The following is an 18065-nucleotide window of genomic DNA, read 5'->3' as shown; positions in this document are numbered from 1 at the left end:
GGTCGTAATATGCTGCGGGACGTAAATCAACGCGAACGTGGATTCCGCGTTTTACGGGCAGGGTTCAGGGGAAATTTATCGGCTTGCAGCGGGTTACAGCAAAACAGGAAGGGTGCTTCAGAAAATGAAAACCGGCCACGCGGGCCGGTTGATATGAGGTGATTTAAATCGCCACTGGCGCTTTAATACCGGGGTGCGGGTCGTAGCCTTCAATCTCGAAATCATCGAACTGATAATCAAAGATAGACGCTGGCTTACGTTTGATAACCAGCGTCGGCAGCGCCCGAGGCTCACGGCTCAGCTGCAGATGCGTCTGGTCCATGTGATTGCTGTACAGGTGCGTGTCGCCCCCAGTCCAGACGAAGTCACCGACTTCGAGGTCACATTGCTGAGCCACCATATGCACCAACAGCGCGTAGCTTGCGATGTTAAACGGCAGGCCGAGGAACACATCGCAAGAACGCTGATACAGCTGGCATGAAAGCTTGCCGTCTGCCACGTAGAACTGGAAGAACGCGTGGCACGGTGCCAGCGCCATTTTGTCCAGCTCGCCGACGTTCCAGGCTGACACAATGATTCGACGCGAGTCGGGGTCATTTTTCAGCTGTTCGATAACCGTGGTGATTTGGTCAATATGGCGGCCGTCTGGCGTTGGCCATGCGCGCCATTGCTTACCGTACACCGGGCCCAAGTTGCCCTGATCGTCAGCCCATTCATCCCAGATGGAGACATTGTTTTCATGCAGATACGCAACGTTAGTGTCACCCTTCAGGAACCACAGCAGCTCATGGATGATGGAGCGTAAATGACAGCGCTTGGTCGTCACCAGCGGGAAACCATCCTGCAGGTTGAAGCGCATCTGGTGGCCGAAAATCGATAACGTGCCGGTACCGGTACGGTCATTTTTTGGGGTGCCCTCGTCGAGCACCTTCTGCATCAGATCAAGATACTGTTTCATGCTTCCTCAGGAGACTTGTTGCTGCGGGCGATGACGAAATGCCCAGACCATCATAATGATTCCAGCCAGAACCATCGGAATGGAAAGGATCTGCCCCATGCTGATGTACTGTACCCATTCACCGGTGAACTGCGCATCCGGCTGGCGGAAGAATTCAACGATGATGCGGAACAGACCGTAGCCGATCAGGAACAGGCCTGAAACAGAGCCCGTCGGGCGTGGCTTGCGGATGAAAAGGTTGAGGATGATAAACAGCACCACGCCTTCCAGCGCCAGTTCGTAAAGCTGCGACGCATGACGCGGCAGCACACCGTACTGATCGAACAGAGACTGCCATTCAGGATGCGACGGCAGTAACGCCAGGTCTTCCGCACGGGAGCTCGGGAACAGCATGGTGTAATGGAAGGAAGGGTCAACGCGGCCCCACAGTTCACCGTTGATGAAGTTGCCCAGACGCCCAGCGCCGAGACCAAACGGGATCAGTGGTGCAATAAAGTCAGCGACCTGGAAGAAGGTGCGCTTCGTGCGTTTGGCAAAGACAATCATGACGACGATAACGCCGATCAGGCCGCCGTGGAACGACATACCGCCATCCCAGACACGGAACAGATACAGCGGGTCGCTGAGGAACACCGGCATGTTGTAGAACAGGACATAGCCGATACGCCCGCCGAGGAAGACCCCGAGGAATCCGGCGTAAAGCAGGTTTTCAACTTCGTTCTTCGTCCAGCCACTGCCCGGTCGGTTCGCCCTGCGAGACGCCAACCACATTGCGAAGATAAAGCCGACGAGATACATCAGTCCGTACCAGTGAAGCGCAACCGGTCCAATGGAAAAAATCACCGGATCAAACTCCGGGAAATGCAGATAACCACTATTCATCTGTCACCACAAGTGCTTGTTATTCCGCCGAAAGTGGTCAGCGGTAGAGACGTGCAGCCTGAAGACTGCCCCAAAGGTGCGAATGATAGCACAAGGCAGTCGGCTGGGAGGCGCTGAAAGATGTAAAAGATATGTATAAACACGGGGTCAGCAGGCAGAGGCGCCGCCAGGAACTGACGTTTACCTGCCGCCGCGAATCAGGCCACCAAGGCCCCGGCGTTCCATGAATGCCGCTACCTGATGGCGCACTTCGGTAGCGAGTTGCGCATCCAGGCTCCGCTGTGCCAGGTTTTTCGCATCTTCAAGTTCGATGTGACGCAGCAGGTATTTCACACGCGCCACTGACCGCCCGTTCATCGACAAATGGCGGAAACCCAAGCCAATCAGGATAGTCACGCACATCGGGTCGCCCGCCATTTCACCGCAAACGCGTAGATCGATGTCGAGGCGCTCGGCGTCCTGAGCAATCATCGACAGTGCGCGAAGCAGCGCCGGGTGCAGGCTATCGTACATGTTGGCTACGCGGGTATTGTTCCTGTCGACTGCCAATAAATATTGCGTCAGATCGTTAGTCCCCACGGAGATGAAATCAACCCGGCGAGTCAGATGCGGCAGCATGAATACCATCGATGGCACTTCCAGCATCACGCCAATCCGCGGTTTCGGGATCTCGTAGCCGATCATCTCTTCCACTTCGCGCCCGGCACGTTCAATCAGGCGTTTCGCCTCATCGACTTCATCAATACTGGTGATCATCGGCAACAAAATGCTGAGGTTACCCGTCGCGGCGTTGGCACGCAGCATCGCGCGAACCTGAACCAGGAAGATCTCCGGCTGATCGAGAGTGATGCGGATCCCACGCCAACCGAGGCATGGGTTTTCTTCGCTGATGGGCATGTACGGCAGTTGTTTGTCGGCCCCGATGTCCAGCGTTCGCAGTGTTACCGGTTTGTCGTTGAACATTTGCAACATGCCCTGATACTGGGCCACCTGCTCTTCTTCTGACGGGAAACCGCTTTGCAGCATGAACGGGATTTCAGTGCGATAGAGCCCGATGCCGTCGATGCGGCTACCGAGCTTCTCTTCGTGCTCTGGGCTTAAACCGGCATTCAGCATTACCTTCACGCGTTCGCCGCTTTTCAGCTGCGCCGGACGATCAACGTCATCTTCCGCGATTCGGCTGAGCTCATTTTCTTCGGTTACCAGCCGTTGGTATTCCTGCAGGAGTACCGGCTCGGGATCGACCAGCAATTCACCGCGATAACCATCGACCACCAACATTCGGCCATGCAGCACCGACGGCTGTATATCGGCGCCCATGACCGTCGGGATCCCCAACGCGCGTACCATAATGGCGGCGTGAGAGTTCGCCGCACCGTCACGCACCACGACGCCCGTCAGTCTGTCCTGCGGCACTTCGGCAAGTGTGGTCGCCGAAAGCTCATCAGCCACCAGCACGAAGCGCTCCGGCCACGCGTTCGGGCCCTGCACGGAGTCATCGAGATGGAAAAGCAGACGTTGACCCAGCGCCCGGAGATCGCCCGAACGCTCTTTAAGATAGCCATCACTCAGGGCCGCGAACTGCGCAGCAAATTTTTCAATGATGGTTTTGACCGCCCATTCTGCCACCGAGCCTTTGTCCACTTCAGCGAACAGCTCTTTGCGCAGTCGCGCGTCTGATAACAGGTGTGAATAGAGATCGAAGATAGCCGCGGTTTCTTTCTGGGCCCCGGCCGCAAAACGCTTGCTGTAACGACGAAATTCGCCGGCTGCCTCTTCCAGCGCACCGGTCAGACGCTCACGCTCAAGCGCGGTGTCCAGCGTTGATGCTTCGTACACCTGCTCCATCAACGGCAGTGTAGAATCCATCCAGCCCTGACCAATCGCCACCCCGGATGCAGCCGCCAGCGCGCGAATGCGCGTTTGACGGTACTGACCAAAAAGTGCCGTGAGCTGAGACTGAGAGAGGATTGCCGCCATTTGAGTGGCAAGCGTAACGAGGAAGGATTCTTCACTTTCGTCGAACTGACGCAGTTCGCGCTGCTGAACCACCAGCACACCAAGCAGTTGGCGGCGCTGGATGATCGGCACACCAAGAAATGCGCGGTACTTTTCTTCCTTTACGGAAGGAATGTATTTGAAGCTCGGATGCTTTTGCGCATCCGCGAGGTTAATGGGCTCCGCGAGGCGTCCCACCAGGCCAACGACACCTTCGTCAAAGGCGAGTGTAATAGTCCGTCCACGTGGCTTTTTCAGCCCGCGAGTGGCCATCAGGTAATAGCAGCGCCTGTCATGGTCAGCGAGGTAAACCGAACACACTTCGGTTTCCATTGCCTGACAGATATCTGTTACCAGAATATCGAGCGCCTCGTTCACACGGGGCGCACTGGCTACTTTCTCGACTATTTCTCGCAACCGGGTGAGCATAATGTGCGTGGCTTAACCTCTTTTACGTCGATAAGCAGGGGCAGTGTTCTGCGGTTTTGGGGTACTTTCCGTCAGCGCCAGCACAACGCCTGCAAACTCCTTCATCACCCGACGGTAGACATCGCGTTTAAACGACACCACCTGACGCACCGGGTACCAATAACTTACCCAGCGCCAACCATCGAATTCCGGGGTACTGCTGGTTTGCATATTGATATCGGCATCGTTGCCTATCAACTGCAGGAGAAACCACTTTTGTTTCTGGCCGATACAAACCGGCTTTGTGTCCCAACGCACCAAACGTTTCGGTAACTTGTAACGCAACCAGTTCCGGGTAGAGGCCAGGATCCGCACATCTTTACGGCTTAGCCCAACTTCTTCGAACAATTCCCGATACATCGCCTGCTCAGCCGACTCGCCCGGGTTTATCCCTCCTTGAGGGAATTGCCAAGAGTGTTGACCGTAACGCCTGGCCCACATTACCTGACCCAGGCGGTTGCAGATTACAATTCCAACATTTGGGCGGTAGCCATCGTCATCAATCACCGGACTACCTCTAAAAACAATTTTCAATGTGAATGATTGTTTCACACTCGCTGGAAACGGTAAACCACTCTCTTGCGGCGATAACATCGGATAACAATTGAATAACTCACAGCTATCATCAAAGTTATAAACAGATAAGACCGTCACGGGACCATTTTATTCACTTTTTCTGTGGATAGAGTTGTGAAGAAGCCGCGAGTTACTATGGGAAAACCTTGAATCGTCTTAAAAGCGCCATTTTTTATCATTAAAATAAAATGATGTTATTCATCACTTTAGAATAGTTCCTTTTCATTAAACATGCCATAACGTGACGATCGTCACATAGGTGATCCTTGTGCTGATGAAAGATCGAACAACGTCGTTTTTATCCACAGATTGTGCCACTAACTTAAACACTTTTTGTGTGAAAATTGGATTTTCGTCGCACGTCAAGCCTGTAAATGGAAACAGTAGTGAGGGTTTTCCCCAGTTATCCCACTTTTCTGTGGATAACTGGGTGTAAGATCCTGTTCATTGTCAGTGACCAGATTGGGAAAACCTTTTGCAGCGCAAAAAATGTTGATTTTTTTTAGTAAAAAAACGCTATGAAATCATCATATTGGCGTGGTTATTCAGAAAAGGGTAAACTCTTTCCATAACGGGGATAAACCCCGCTCACTTTTCAACCAAAGGCGTGCCGTTATGTCCCTGCTGTCTCCCCTGCGTCATTCTCCTCAGTCTGAAGCCGAGCTTTTAGCCCAGGCGCAGCAGCTGGCGGGTTATTCGCTGGGTGAATTGGCGGCGATGGCAAACCTGCCCATTCCACCCGATTTAAAGCGGGATAAAGGCTGGATTGGTGTGCTGCTTGAGATTTGGCTGGGTGCCAGCGCAGGAAGTAAACCCGAGCAGGATTTCGCCGCGCTGGGCGTCGAGCTGAAAACGATCCCCGTCGACCGCAACGGCCGTCCGCTGGAAACCACGTTTGTCTGCGTCGCCCCGCTGACCGGCAACAGTGGTGTCACATGGGAAACCAGCCATGTCCGGCATAAACTCAAGCGAGTACTGTGGATCCCGGTTGAAGGCGAACGCACTATCCCGCTGGCTGAACGCCATGTCGGGGCGCCATTGCTGTGGAGTCCGAGCGTAGAAGAAGAGCATCAGCTGCGCATGGATTGGGAAGAACTGATGGATTTGATTGTGCTCGGTCAGGTGGAACGCATTACCGCTCGCCACGGCGAAGTGCTACAGCTACGTCCGAAAGCAGCCAACAGTAAAGCCCTAACGGAAGCCGTCGGCACACACGGTGAACCTATTCTTACCCTCCCGCGTGGTTTTTATCTGAAGAAGAACTTCACCGCCGTCCTTCTGGCCCAGCATTTTCTGCTCTGACACGATTCGTTTGGGGTAAGGCCGCCTGTGGCTTATAATTGCACTTTTCGTTTTTGGCAGGATTTACAATGTTTGCATGGGTAACCGATCCCAACGCGTGGATGGCGCTTGGGACGCTGACGATCCTTGAGATCGTTCTGGGCATCGATAATATTATTTTTCTCTCTCTGGTCGTGGCCAAACTCCCGACGGCTCAGCGCAATCACGCGCGTCGAATCGGTCTGTTTGCGGCGATGATGATGCGACTGGCGCTGCTGGCGTCAATCGCCTGGGTTGTCAGGTTGACCAATCCGCTGTTTACGCTTTTCGATCACTCGTTCTCAGCCCGTGATCTGATTCTACTGGCTGGCGGCCTGTTCCTTATCTGGAAAGCGTGCAAAGAGATCCACGAATCGATTGAAGGTGAAGAGGAAGGGCTGAAAACTAACGTCCACTCTTTCTTCGGCGCTATCGTTCAAATCATGCTGCTCGACATTATCTTCAGCCTTGATTCGGTGATTACGGCGGTGGGTCTGTCCGATCATCTGTTCATTATGATGGCTGCGGTGGTGATTGCCGTGGGCGTGATGATGTTTGCCGCGCGTCCGATTGGCGAATTTGTCGACAGGCATCCGTCGGTCAAGATGCTGGCGCTGGCATTCCTTATCCTGGTCGGCTTTACATTAATGCTGGAAAGTTTTTCTATTCATGTGCCGAAGGGGTATATCTATTTCGCGATGTTTTTCTCCATTGCCGTGGAGAGTCTCAATTTACTGCGAAATAAAAAAAATCCGCTTTAAATTCAAAGACAGCCTTCAAAATGAGGGCTGTCCTGCAATCTTTTTAAGATTTTACTGCTTTTTACTTACTCCTTACCGGGTTATATCTAGAATGGTATGAGTTGCGGTCATATAAGGGGTAATAATGATGAAAAAATGGGCAGTTTTGATTTCTGCAGTGGGACTGGTATTTGCTGTTTCCGGTTGCAGCAGTGACTACGTGATGGCAACGAAAGATGGCCGAATGATTCTGACGGATGGGAAACCGGAAGTTGATGACGACACCGGCCTTATCAGTTACGAAGATCAGCAAGGTAACAGCATGCAGATCAACCGTGACGATGTCTCTCAAATCATTAAGCGCTAAAAGAAAACAGGTCAGCTCGTCTGGCCTTTTTTGATTTTTTACTTCCGCTTTTTCCTCGCATCTGCCATGTTTATACCCAAAATAATTCGAGTTTCATCACGGCGGCAAGAGAATGAGTCCCGGCGAACTTAGTAACCTAAGTGATTCGGGCGAGTGAACGTAGCCAACAAAGATGCAGCTTGAAGGATGACGGGTATATATTCTTTTGTCTGGGCGCCTGTTGCGCCCTTCCTGACGTTTTTGATATGACGTTGTTGATATACAAAAAGGAAGACGGCTATGCACTATCACCGTATCCCCCACAGCTCACTGGAAATCAGTACTCTTGGGCTGGGCACTATGACGTTTGGTGAACAGAACAGCGAAGCCGACGCCCATACACAGCTCGATTACGCCGTTGCTCAGGGCATTAACCTGATTGACGTCGCAGAGATGTATCCCGTACCACCGCGCCCGGAAACGCAGGGTCTGACCGAAACCTACGTCGGCAACTGGCTGGCGAAACACGGCAACCGTGAAAAACTGGTGCTGGCATCAAAAGTCAGCGGCCCAACGCGCAACAACGACGACGGCATTCGCCCGAATCAGGCGCTCGATCGCAAAAATATTCGCGATGCGCTGCACAACAGCCTGACTCGTCTGCAAACCGACTATCTCGACCTGTATCAGGTGCACTGGCCTCAGCGTGCGACCAACTGCTTCGGCAAGCTTGGCTACGAGTGGACGGAATCACAGCCGGTTATCACCCTGTTGGAAACTCTCGAAGCGCTGACCGAATTCCAGCGTGCGGGCAAAATCCGCTACATCGGCGTCTCTAACGAAACCGCATTTGGCGTGATGCGCTATCTGCACCTCGCCGATAAACACGACCTGCCGCGCATCGTCACGATTCAGAACCCGTATAGCCTGCTGAACCGCAGCTATGAAGTGGCTCTGGCAGAAGTGAGTCAGTATGAAGGGGTGGAGTTGCTGGCGTATTCCTGCCTGGCTTTCGGGACGTTGACCGGCAAATACCTGAACGGTGCGAAACCGGCCGGGGCGCGAAACACGCTGTTCAGCCGCTTTACGCGTTACAGCAGCGAGCAGTCACAGAAAGCGGTCGCGGCGTATGTGGATATCGCGAAACGTCATAACCTCGATCCGGCTCAGATGGCGCTAGCCTTCGTGCGTCGTCAGCCGTTCGTCGCCAGCACCCTGCTGGGTGCGACCACCATGGAGCAGCTGAAAACCAACGTGGAAAGTCTGCACCTTGAGTTGAGCGAAGAGGTTCTGGCAGAAATCGAAGCGGTGCATAAGGTCTATACCTACCCGGCGCCTTAAGCCTTGTGCGGTCTGATGCCCTCTCCCCAACCCTTTCACACAGGGAGAGGGAGCAAACACTAAAAACCGTCTTATTATGAGACGGTTTTGCTTTTACCTCGGCCCCAAATCCACAGCACGATAATCGCGACCGCGAACAGCGTACCGAAACCAATCCCCACGCCAACCACCGGAATACCCACCATCACCGCCAGCGAGTAAAGACCGAGCATAATCAGCATCGCGCTGTTTTCACCGAGGTTTTGCACCGCAATGGCATTACCCGCGCCGACCGAGTGTTTCCCGCGCTCCTGCAACAACGCATTCAGCGGCACCACGAAGAAGCCACCGCAGATCCCCAGCAGCAACAGTAGAACGTAAGCCGGTAGCAGTGCCTGCTGCAACGCAAAAATCACCACCGCAATACCAATCAAAACGCCCGCAGGCATACAGCGCGCCACGGTTTCCAGCGTTACCAGTTTAGCCGCGGCCCCCGCACCGACCACTATCCCGACGGCGACCATTGCATTCAGATACGTCGGCGTCGCATTGTCGGTTATCCCCAACGCAGCCGGTACCCACAGCACCAGCAGGAAACGCAGCGTGACCCCCGCGCCCCAGAACAAGCTTGTACCCACCAGCGAAAAGCGGGTTTCAGCACTGTGCCACAGCGTTTTACCGGCCGAGAAGAAACTGCCGGTCATAGCATTGAAACGCCAGGACTGCCCGCTTCTCGCCGCCGGTAAGCGGGTAATAAACAGGTTGGCGACCACCGCTCCAGCGTAAACCAGCGCACACACGCCCAGCGCCGCCAGCACGTGCCAGTCGGCCAGCACGCCACCCGCGACTGAGCCCAGCAAAATCGCGGCGATGGTCGATGACTCCATCATGCCGTTAGCTTTAACCAGTTTGTCTCCGGTGGTCAGCTCGCCAAGAATGCCGTATTTCGCCGGTGAATATGCCGCCGCGCCCACGCCTACCAGCGTATAGCCTATAAACGGGTTTACGCCTGCGCAGATAGACGCTGCGCCAATCAGTTTCATACCGTTGGCGACCATCATCACCCGCCCTTTCGGGAAGCTGTCGGCAAACTGCCCGACAAACGGCGCGAAAAGAATGTAAGCGCCCACAAACACCATTTGCAGAATTGGCTGGCTCCAGTCCGGATAAAATTGCTCTTTCATGAGCGCCAGGGTGGCGAACAGCAGCGCGTTATCGCCAAAGGCCGACAAGAACTGGGCGCAGAGCACCGCCATCATCCCTTTCGAGCGTAGTGAAGTGTTAGTGTGCACTGACTCACTCATTCGATTTTTCCATCTGATTAACCTGCTCCTTAAGAGCGACAAAATCGGGTTTGCCGCTCCCGAGGACAGGTAACTGTTTAAGGCAGCGGATATCACGCGGCACCGCAAGTTCCGGTATTCCACTGGCCCGTGCCTGCTGTTGCAATTTGTCGCGCGTCAGTTCCGCGTCAGTAGTAAACAGCACCAGCGCTTCACCTTTGCTCGCATCCTGCTTTATCACCGTGGCATGAAGCTTGTCTGGCGATATCGCCAGAGCGAGCTGCTCGACCATTTCCAGCGACACCATTTCTCCGGCAATTTTCGCGAAGCGTTTGGCACGACCCTGAATTTTCACGTAGCCCTGCTCGTCAAACAGCACGATATCGCCGGTGTCATACCAGCCATTTTCCAGTTCACCGTTGTGGTTTTCTGCCGTCGGCTGCTCCAGTACGCCCGGGTTTTCCACTCGCAGATAGCCGTTCATGATATTCGGGCCCTTCAACTGCAAACGCCCGCCTTCTTCAATGCCCGGCACCGCCAGCAGTCGCGCATCCATGCCCGGTAAAATGCGGCCAACGGTGCCCGGCTTTGCCGCCATTGGCACGTTGATCGACACCACCGGTGCGCACTCGGTTACGCCGTAGCCTTCCAGAATGCGCAGGCCAAATTTGTCCTGCCAGATTTGCTTCGTGCTGTCCTGGAGCTTTTCGGCACCGGCTACCACGTAACGCACTTTGTGGAAATCATACGGATTGGCAAAACGCGCGTAGTGGCCAAGGAACGTAGACGTTCCGAATAGCACCGTACAGTTACGATCGTAGACCAGCTCCGGCACAATGCGATAATGCAGGGGGCTCGGATACAGGAACACTTGCGCCCCAGTCAGGAGCGGCGTAAACAACCCCACGGTCAGGCCGAAAGAGTGGAACAGCGGCAGCGCCGACATAAAGCGGTCACGGGCGGTGAAGTCAGCGATGGTTTTAATCTGCTCGACGTTGGCCAGAATGCTTTTATGACTGTGCACCACGCCCTTCGGATTACCTTCTGAACCCGAAGTAAAGAGTACCATCGCCACGTCTTCCGGCTGCTGTTTTACCTGCGCAAGATGCGGGGCCAGCAGATGGCCGAAAATCCACAGCTTGTCAGTCAGCGTCACATCGCCTTTTAAATCTTCCAGAAATACCCAACGCACCTGGGTCAGCTGTTCCGGCAGGTGCCACAGCTTGCCTTTCTCGAGGAAGGTACGAGAGGTAAATATGGTTTTGATTTCTGCCGCAGTAATCGCGCTGGAAAGCCCTTTGATGCCAGCGGTGTAGTTCATCATTGCCGGGATACGCCCGCGCGCAATGGCCCCGAAAATCACCGCGGCGCTGATCCCGGCATTCGGTAACATCAGGCCAATTTTCTCGCCCTTGGCGCTGTATTTTTCCAAAATACGTGCCACGAACAGCGTTTTGGTCAGCAGCTTGCGGTAGTTATCCGGCTGAAAATTGATGTCTTCAATACACTGCTTTCTGTCGCCATAACGATGCTGGGCAGTAAGCAGCGCTTCATACAGCGTTTCACGGGGACGCACCGCCATGCGGGCTTCCATCATGATTTGATGCAGCATTTCACCGGCGATTTTACGGCGATCGCGCGCGCGCGGTGCTTCCGGCATTGGAAGCCGGGTCGGGGGCAAAATATGCAGTTGGATTTGCGGGAAGAAGCGGCGTTTCACCAGGCCTTTCAGTCGACTGGCAAACGTCAGCTCCGCGCCTTCAATACGAATCGGGACCACTGCCGCCTGCGACTTCGCCGCCACAAAGGCCGCGCCGTCGTAGATTTTCATTAGCGAGCCGGTGATGGAAATGCGCCCTTCCGGGAAAATCACCACCGGGCGCCCTTGCTCAACCAGACGCACCAGATGTTTAACAGACATCGGTTTGGTCGGGTCCAGCGGCACAAAATCAATGAGGGGTGCCAGCCAGCGCATAAACCACTTCTGGCTGATCGAGGTATAAACCGCAAACACCGGGCGCACGGGTAAAAACAGCGCCAGCAAAATGCCGTCAATAAAAGAGACATGGTTCGGGGTGATAAGCACCTTCGGCTGGCGCAAAGCGGCCGCATTTCCGGTGACTTTGACCCGAAATATCACTCTGAAAAGAAATCGAAAAAAGCCCAACAGCATATCAACTCCGGTTTGCAAAAAATCACTTTTTGCAGGGTACATGAGATGCGGCAGGAAAGCAGGAGGGGGCTGAATTTTGGGTAAAAAAAACCTGCGCATCTGCGCAGGTCGGTGCAAGTAGAGAAGTACGAAAATCGCACTAAAAAATTCTCACCAATCAATACCTCTGGGACTTTGATTGTGGCTTTTGCGCGCAAAACTCGCCACCGGGAAAACGCAAAGGAATGAGCCGAAGTGCAACGATGTGTTACGATCATCGGTTACTGTTACAGATATGAAATTTAGGGCAAAAAAAACCTGCGCATCTGCGCAGGTTGGTGTAATCAAGTGGCCTTCCCCTAAGGGTCGACTTCACCTATCAATACCTCTGGGATAATCAGAGTATCAATCAGATTGATGAATCCTCCAGCGATCAATCGCAACAGCTAATCGCAAAGTGTAACTAAAGGTTTGGATTCATCTTTTCCATTTTCAATTGCCCGTGACGTGCTGTGTAACTTTTTCATGCCGCACGCCCATTCGCATCACATTTGCAGCAGACGACCCGCGCTTAACCTTGAACAACACTGGGTTTTCCGTAACACTGAACAGGTGTAACCGTTTTCCCTCTTAAAAGGCATGTTATGGCGACAATAAAGGATGTGGCCCGGATGGCAGGTGTTTCTGTGGCCACCGTTTCCCGGGTTATCAATAACTCTCCCAAAGCCAGCGAAGCCTCACGTCAGGCAGTATTTTCCGCCATGGAAACGCTCAGCTATCATCCAAACGCCAACGCCCGCGCGCTGGCGCAGCAGTCAACGGAAACCGTCGGTCTGGTGGTGGGCGATGTATCCGATCCCTTCTTTGGTGCGATGGTAAAAGCCGTTGAACAGGTGGCGTATCACACCGGTAATTTCCTGTTAATTGGCAATGGCTACCATAGCGAGAAAAAAGAGCGCCAGGCCATTGAGCAATTGATTCGCCATCGCTGCGCGGCGCTGGTTGTACATGCCAAAGCACTGGCCGATGAAGAACTGATTGGGCTGATGAAACAGATCCCAGGCATGGTGCTGATTAACCGGATCGTGCCCGGTTTCGAAAAGCGCTGCGTGGCGCTCGACGATCGTTACGGCGCCTGGCTTGCCACACGGCATTTGATCCAACAAGGTCATACGCGAATTGGCTATCTCTGTTCTAACCACACCATTTCTGACGCCGAAGATCGTTTACAGGGCTATTACGATGCGCTGAAAGAGAGCGGTTTACCGTGCAATGAGCGGCTGGTGACGTTCGGCGAACCGGATGAAAGCGGCGGCGAGCAGGCGATGACCGAACTGCTGGGCCGCGGCAAAAATTTTACCGCCATCGCCTGCTACAACGACTCGATGGCCGCGGGAGCGATGGGCGTGCTGAATGACAACGGCATTGATGTGCCGGGGGAAATTTCGCTGATTGGATTCGATGACGTACTGATTTCACGCTATGTGCGCCCGCGTCTGACTACCGTGCGCTATCCGATTGTCACCATGGCGACTCAGGCCGCAGAACTGGCACTGGCGCTGGCCGATAAACGCCCGCTGCCGGAAATCACCCACCTGTTCAGTCCGACGCTGGTGCGCCGACACTCAGTGATTTCACCGGTGGAAACTCAAAGCTCGTAGCGATACAGATGCACGGTGGTGGCCGGATACTCAATGCCATCCCCGATGTACTGCCAGCCAAAACGCTCGTAGAAATCACGACACGCCGAATAGAGATGCAGCTGCGAATAGCCTTTGCCACGCGCGTAGTCAATCACATGCGATTGCAACCTGCCCGCAATGCCCTGCCCTCGTACCGATTCATCGACGTACAGCGCCGCCATCCACGGGAAAAGATCCTGACGGCTGATCAGGTCGCAGCGCCATAGACCCACCGTCGCCAACAGTGTGTCGCCGTCGGTCAACACAAAGGTAAGCGGCAACGCATCGGGCGTCTGACTATGCTCAATGATACTGGCGAAAAACTCGCGCGGCATTGCCACGCCACCAAACGCCTGCCAGAGCCAATCGATGACCTGGCGGCTGTGCTGCGGTACGTCATGCAGCGGCTGGACTTTCACATCAACTTCCCCTGAAAAATAGGTACAGATTCAAACAGATAGCCGTCGAAATCAGGCGCATCCTCGTCAGAGAGTTCCAACAGGCTGTTTTTCACGTTCTCGAGATGCTGCCACGTTGCCTGCCAGGCGCCCATTACGTCGCGACGTCGTAGCGCCGCCAGAATGGTTTGCCGGTCACCGAGCCACTTCAGGCGGTAGGCGCGGCTGGCAATGTGCGCGTTAAACTGTTGCCACAGTGGGCTGCTGTCCATTTGCAGCCAGATTTTTTCAACGGTGGTCAGCAGCATCTGATTTTGCGTCGCACCAGCCAGCACAAGGTGGAACATTTTACTGTTGTCCTGGGTGGTGTCGTTGCCCGCAATCGCGCGCTGTTCCTGCTCGATAATGCGCTTGAGATTGTCGATGTCAGCCCGGGTGGCCATTTTCGCGGCGAAGGCCGCAATGTTGCTTTCAAGAAGCTGACGCGCCTGCAAAATCTCAAACGGCCCGACGTCGCTGTTCAGCATCTGCTCTTCTTCGCTGTCGTTTTCCTGCGGAATACGCATCACGTACACGCCCGATCCCTGGCGAATATCAACGGTTCCTTGCAGCTCCAGCATCAGCAGCGCTTCACGCACGATAGTCCGGCTGACCCCATACTTTTCCGCAATGTTACGCTCGGGCGGCAACCGGGACCCCACCGGGTAAAGACCCTGCATTATCTGGGCACGCAAATCTTCACCAATTTCCTGGTAAGGTTTTTTTTCCGGCGGAACAACGGCCTTTTCCACAATATCACCTGTGTTTGCTTGCGGGTGGATGCACAGACCGCCGCTCCTGGCGGTCTGACCGGCGGCTATAGTAGCAAAATTCATGCAACTGCAGGAGCACCGCTATTTCAGTTCATCGTCGATATTTAGCGTGAGCGATCGAGTGTCACGCAGCCTGCGGAACCAGTTCGCTGATTTTTTCGCACGCCGTGCCCGGTTGTTGACGAGGTCAATTTCAATCAGTCCATAGCGGTTTTTAAAGGCATTCATTGGTGAAACGTTGTCGGTAAACGCCCACAGCATGTAGCCGTGACAGTTGGCACCGTCCTGCTTTGCTCGCAGCGTCTGCCAGAGGTGTTCGCTGATGAAATTGATGCGGTAGTCGTCTTCAATCACGCCATCGCTGTTACGGAACTGTCCTTCGTTTTCAATACCCATCCCGCTTTCCGCCACGAACCACGGAATATTGAGGTATTCATTTTTGATGCGCATCGCCATGTCGTAGACGATTTGTGGATAGATTTCCCAGCCGCGTGATTTGTTCATCCGTCGCCCCGGTAGCTCAAACGGCTCGTAGTAATATGCCGGATGGAATGGCGTTTCCGGATGCCACGCGCGTGACGGCGCTTTGACACGATGCGGGTAATAGAGGTTTATCCCTAGCTCGTCGACGGTGTTAGCGCGGATAATCTCCAGCTCTTCCTCAGTGTGATCCCACGCCACATGGTGCTGTTCCAGCAGCGTAAGCAGTTCAGGCGGATACTCACCTTTCACCATCGGGTCGAGAAACACTCGGTTGTAGAACAAGTCATAGCATTCAGCGGCACGCACATCGTGCACCGCTCGCGAACGCGGGTACGTCACTTCCGGATTCAGAATACAGCCTACGCTGCCACGATAGCCTTTCTCACGGAACAGTTTCACTACCCGAGCCGTCGCCAACACTTTGTGATGATTCCACTGCATCCAGGTGCCGGTATTTTGCTCGTACGGCCAGCGCAGCGCGTCGAGATAAACACGCGTTTGCACCACAATCGGTTCGTTGAAAGTGAACCAGCGCGTCACTTTATGATGATAGCGCTCGAAGACTTTTTCGACGTACCCCACAAAAAGGTCGACCACTTTTTTCGACGCCCAGCCGCCATACGTTTCCAGCAAATAGCCCGGCAACTCGTAGTGTTCGAGGCAAATCATCGGGGTGATGCCGTTAGCGTTCAGCTCGTCAAACAGCGCATCGTAATAAGAGGCGTACTCCTCATCGACGGTGACATTTTCATAATCGATGAGAAAGCGCGACCAGTTTATTGAGGTGCGATAGTGAGTCAGCCCAGCCTGTTTCATCAGCGCCACGTCTTCGCGAAAACGATTGATGAAATCGGTGGCGACCGCCGGGCCGTACCCGTCGTGCCAGACGTGCCTGTCGTTTTTGTACCAGAGATCGGGCCAGGAGTCCTGGCCCTCTTTTTTGCCGCTCCAGCCTTCCGTTTGCCATGCGGAAGCCGCAGCGCCGAGAATGAAATCTTGTGGAATCGTAATCGTTTTCTGACTCATGGCGTCCTCATGCGTTCTCGGTGGCCTGCTGCGCCTGTAACTGCGCCTGCTCGGCGCGGCGGGAGGCAATTTTCACAAACGGCAGATAAATGATGATGGCGGTAACAATACAGATTAGTTGGGTGATCACCGCGCCCATAGAACCGGCGGTAGACAGCCAGGCGTTGATCAACGGCGGCGTGGTCCATGGCACCATCACGACGGCTTTACCAGCAAACCCAGTGGCGGTCGCGAAGTAGCCGATGGAGCCGGTTACCAGTGGGGTGATGATGAACGGGATCGCCAGAATCGGGTTGAGCATAATCGGCATGCCGAAAATCACCGGTTCGTTAATGTTGAACAGGCCAGGGCCAATCGACAGCTTGGCGATTTCTTTCATCTCTTTGCGTTTGCTGGCAATCATCACCGCAATCAGCAGGCCGATCGTCAGGCCAGAGCCGCCAATGCTCATGTACACATCCCAGAACGGCATGGTGATGATGTTTGGCACCTCTTTGCCCTGTTCAAACGCGCTCATGTTGACGGTGATCGCCCCTAACAAAAGCGGCTCACGAATAGGTTTGATCATTTGGTTACCGTGAATGCCGATCACCCAAAACAGCTGGGCGACAAACATCAGCAACAGAATGCCTGGCAGGCTTTGCACCACGCGCTCAAGCGGCTGCTGCACCACCTGATATACCGCATCATAAAGATACATGCCGGTCAGCTGATGGAACACGAAGCCGAAAGTCGCAATCACGGTGGTAGTGATGATCGACGGGATCAGTGCGGAAAATGAAGCCGAAACGTTCGGCGGCACGGTATCCGGCATTTTGATCTTCAGCCCCGGGCGCTTTTCCAGCCAGCAGTAGATTTCTACCGACAGGATGGCGATGAACATACCGAGGAACAGACTGCGGGTATCGGAGAACTGGCGCAGCAGAACGTCTTTCACTTCATGCATTTGCCCGTCGACCATCATTTCTACCGTGGTCGGCGTCACGCAGATAAAGCAAATCACCGCCAGCAGGCCGGGGAACAGCGTTTTGATGCCGTTAATGCGGCCAAGCTCGATGCCGATTAAAAACACCGCGCCAATGTTGAGAAAGTTAAGCGTGGCGTAATTGATAGCTCCGGTTATCGGCTTGAGCGCTGCCAGGAATGACAGCGACTGGAAGCTGGCGAGACCGTTTTTTGGATCCAGTACCATGTTGGAAATCAGTACTGAAAAGGCGCCGACGATGATCACCGGCATGAGGGTTATAAAGGAAGATTTGATCGCCATGATATAGCGGTAGCTATTGAATTTTGTGGCGAAACTTCCCAGAGAATCGATGACTTTTTCCTGAAATGCCATAAGGGTCATACCTCAAATGTGGGCTTTTATCAAAATGGGTTTACAGCCTTGGTCCATTTGGCATACCAAAAATAGCGAGGTGTTGGAAAAAGTTCTGTGACTGAGGTCTCACAGAGCAATGTGGCATTCCAAATAAATACCAATTCACCACATTGGCATACCACACAGTTTTTACAGGGGTATTTCAGAGAAACGCTGTCAAAAGCGTGATCGCGATGGTTATTTGTAACGAACGCAGAGGATATGCCCCTGAATGTGTGTGATAAACTGCAACTATCATGG

At 53.9% G+C, this 18065-nt stretch carries 15 protein-coding genes; 5 read left to right on the top strand and 10 right to left on the bottom strand.

The annotated features are described in order from the left end of the window. Positions 1 to 163: 163 nt before the first annotated feature. From thyA to rppH, 4 genes are all read right to left on the bottom strand, one after another. Entirely contained in the window at positions 164 to 958 is a 795-nt protein-coding gene (gene thyA / locus MUU46_RS02980; protein ID WP_159758376.1) for a thymidylate synthase, read from the bottom strand. Between the two features lie 6 nt (positions 959 to 964). After that, a complete protein-coding gene (gene lgt / locus MUU46_RS02975; RefSeq protein ID WP_159758378.1) occupies positions 965 to 1840 on the bottom strand; it encodes a prolipoprotein diacylglyceryl transferase in 876 nt (291 codons plus the stop codon). Positions 1841 to 2020: 180 nt separating this feature from the next. Beyond that, entirely contained in the window at positions 2021 to 4267 is a 2247-nt protein-coding gene (ptsP, locus tag MUU46_RS02970) for a phosphoenolpyruvate--protein phosphotransferase (protein WP_159758380.1), read from the bottom strand. 12 nt (positions 4268 to 4279) lie between these two features. Continuing rightward, positions 4280 to 4813, bottom strand: coding sequence for an RNA pyrophosphohydrolase (gene rppH, locus MUU46_RS02965; RefSeq protein WP_159758619.1), 534 nt, complete (start codon positions 4811 to 4813; stop codon positions 4280 to 4282). A 684-nt stretch (positions 4814 to 5497) separates the two neighbouring features. On the opposite strand from rppH, the gene mutH reads away from it, so the two are divergent. The 4 genes from mutH to MUU46_RS02945 all read left to right on the top strand — a co-directional run bounded on the left by mutH (position 5498) and on the right by MUU46_RS02945 (position 8629). Beyond that, a complete protein-coding gene (gene mutH / locus MUU46_RS02960; RefSeq protein WP_258964727.1) occupies positions 5498 to 6184 on the top strand; it encodes a DNA mismatch repair endonuclease MutH in 687 nt (228 codons plus the stop codon). Between the two features lie 68 nt (positions 6185 to 6252). Then, positions 6253 to 6963 (top strand): TerC family protein, encoded by a 711-nt coding sequence (locus tag MUU46_RS02955; protein ID WP_159758384.1) that lies wholly within the window; start codon positions 6253 to 6255, stop codon positions 6961 to 6963. A 127-nt stretch (positions 6964 to 7090) separates the two neighbouring features. Next, on the top strand, positions 7091 to 7309 hold the full coding sequence (locus MUU46_RS02950) for a YgdI/YgdR family lipoprotein (protein ID WP_159758621.1): 219 nt from the start codon (positions 7091 to 7093) through the stop codon (positions 7307 to 7309). 279 nt (positions 7310 to 7588) lie between these two features. Beyond that, positions 7589 to 8629 carry an NADP(H)-dependent aldo-keto reductase gene (locus MUU46_RS02945; protein WP_258964726.1) on the top strand — a complete coding sequence of 347 codons (1041 nt, stop codon included), beginning with the start codon at positions 7589 to 7591 and terminating at the stop codon, positions 8627 to 8629. Positions 8630 to 8703: 74 nt separating this feature from the next. On the opposite strand, the gene lplT is transcribed toward MUU46_RS02945, so the two are convergent. Together lplT and aas are read right to left on the bottom strand one after the other, a co-directional pair. Then, positions 8704 to 9912 carry a lysophospholipid transporter LplT gene (gene lplT / locus MUU46_RS02940; protein WP_258964725.1) on the bottom strand — a complete coding sequence of 403 codons (1209 nt, stop codon included), beginning with the start codon at positions 9910 to 9912 and terminating at the stop codon, positions 8704 to 8706. Beyond that, entirely contained in the window at positions 9905 to 12064 is a 2160-nt protein-coding gene (aas, locus tag MUU46_RS02935) for a bifunctional acyl-ACP--phospholipid O-acyltransferase/long-chain-fatty-acid--ACP ligase (RefSeq protein WP_258964724.1), read from the bottom strand. Before aas ends, lplT begins: the two co-directional genes overlap by 8 nt. A 623-nt stretch (positions 12065 to 12687) precedes the next feature. Between aas and galR the strand changes: the two genes are divergently transcribed. Next, complete coding sequence (galR, locus tag MUU46_RS02930; RefSeq protein ID WP_258964723.1) at positions 12688 to 13704, top strand: HTH-type transcriptional regulator GalR; 1017 nt, start codon at positions 12688 to 12690, stop codon at positions 13702 to 13704. Here galR and MUU46_RS02925 read toward each other — a convergent pair. From MUU46_RS02925 to MUU46_RS02910, 4 genes are all read right to left on the bottom strand, one after another. After that, positions 13692 to 14144 (bottom strand): GNAT family N-acetyltransferase, encoded by a 453-nt coding sequence (locus MUU46_RS02925; protein WP_159758394.1) that lies wholly within the window; start codon positions 14142 to 14144, stop codon positions 13692 to 13694. The genes galR and MUU46_RS02925 overlap by 13 nt on opposite strands. After that, positions 14141 to 14914 (bottom strand): GntR family transcriptional regulator, encoded by a 774-nt coding sequence (locus MUU46_RS02920; RefSeq protein WP_258964722.1) that lies wholly within the window; start codon positions 14912 to 14914, stop codon positions 14141 to 14143. Before MUU46_RS02920 ends, MUU46_RS02925 begins: the two co-directional genes overlap by 4 nt. 102 nt (positions 14915 to 15016) lie before the next feature. Then, positions 15017 to 16444 carry a glycoside hydrolase family 1 protein gene (locus MUU46_RS02915; protein WP_258964721.1) on the bottom strand — a complete coding sequence of 476 codons (1428 nt, stop codon included), beginning with the start codon at positions 16442 to 16444 and terminating at the stop codon, positions 15017 to 15019. A gap of 7 nt (positions 16445 to 16451) precedes the next feature. Continuing rightward, complete coding sequence (locus tag MUU46_RS02910) at positions 16452 to 17783, bottom strand: PTS sugar transporter subunit IIC (RefSeq protein ID WP_258964720.1); 1332 nt, start codon at positions 17781 to 17783, stop codon at positions 16452 to 16454. Positions 17784 to 18065 lie beyond the last annotated feature (282 nt).

Source organism: Scandinavium tedordense (genome assembly GCF_024764965.1).
Classification (GTDB): domain Bacteria; phylum Pseudomonadota; class Gammaproteobacteria; order Enterobacterales; family Enterobacteriaceae; genus Scandinavium; species Scandinavium tedordense.
Note: the sequence above shows the minus strand (reverse complement) of the source record. Positions and strands in the feature narration are given on the sequence as shown.

Coding starts and splice junctions, on each gene's coding strand:
- thyA (WP_159758376.1), bottom strand. CDS start 958: ATGAAACAGTATCTTGATCTGATGCAGAAGGTGCTCGACGAGGGCACC.
- lgt (WP_159758378.1), bottom strand. CDS start 1,840: ATGAATAGTGGTTATCTGCATTTCCCGGAGTTTGATCCGGTGATTTTT.
- ptsP (WP_159758380.1), bottom strand. CDS start 4,267: ATGCTCACCCGGTTGCGAGAAATAGTCGAGAAAGTAGCCAGTGCGCCC.
- mutH (WP_258964727.1), top strand. CDS start 5,498: ATGTCCCTGCTGTCTCCCCTGCGTCATTCTCCTCAGTCTGAAGCCGAG.
- MUU46_RS02955 (WP_159758384.1), top strand. CDS start 6,253: ATGTTTGCATGGGTAACCGATCCCAACGCGTGGATGGCGCTTGGGACG.
- MUU46_RS02950 (WP_159758621.1), top strand. CDS start 7,091: ATGAAAAAATGGGCAGTTTTGATTTCTGCAGTGGGACTGGTATTTGCT.
- MUU46_RS02945 (WP_258964726.1), top strand. CDS start 7,589: ATGCACTATCACCGTATCCCCCACAGCTCACTGGAAATCAGTACTCTT.
- lplT (WP_258964725.1), bottom strand. CDS start 9,912: ATGAGTGAGTCAGTGCACACTAACACTTCACTACGCTCGAAAGGGATG.
- aas (WP_258964724.1), bottom strand. CDS start 12,064: ATGCTGTTGGGCTTTTTTCGATTTCTTTTCAGAGTGATATTTCGGGTC.
- galR (WP_258964723.1), top strand. CDS start 12,688: ATGGCGACAATAAAGGATGTGGCCCGGATGGCAGGTGTTTCTGTGGCC.
- MUU46_RS02915 (WP_258964721.1), bottom strand. CDS start 16,444: ATGAGTCAGAAAACGATTACGATTCCACAAGATTTCATTCTCGGCGCT.
- MUU46_RS02910 (WP_258964720.1), bottom strand. CDS start 17,783: ATGGCATTTCAGGAAAAAGTCATCGATTCTCTGGGAAGTTTCGCCACA.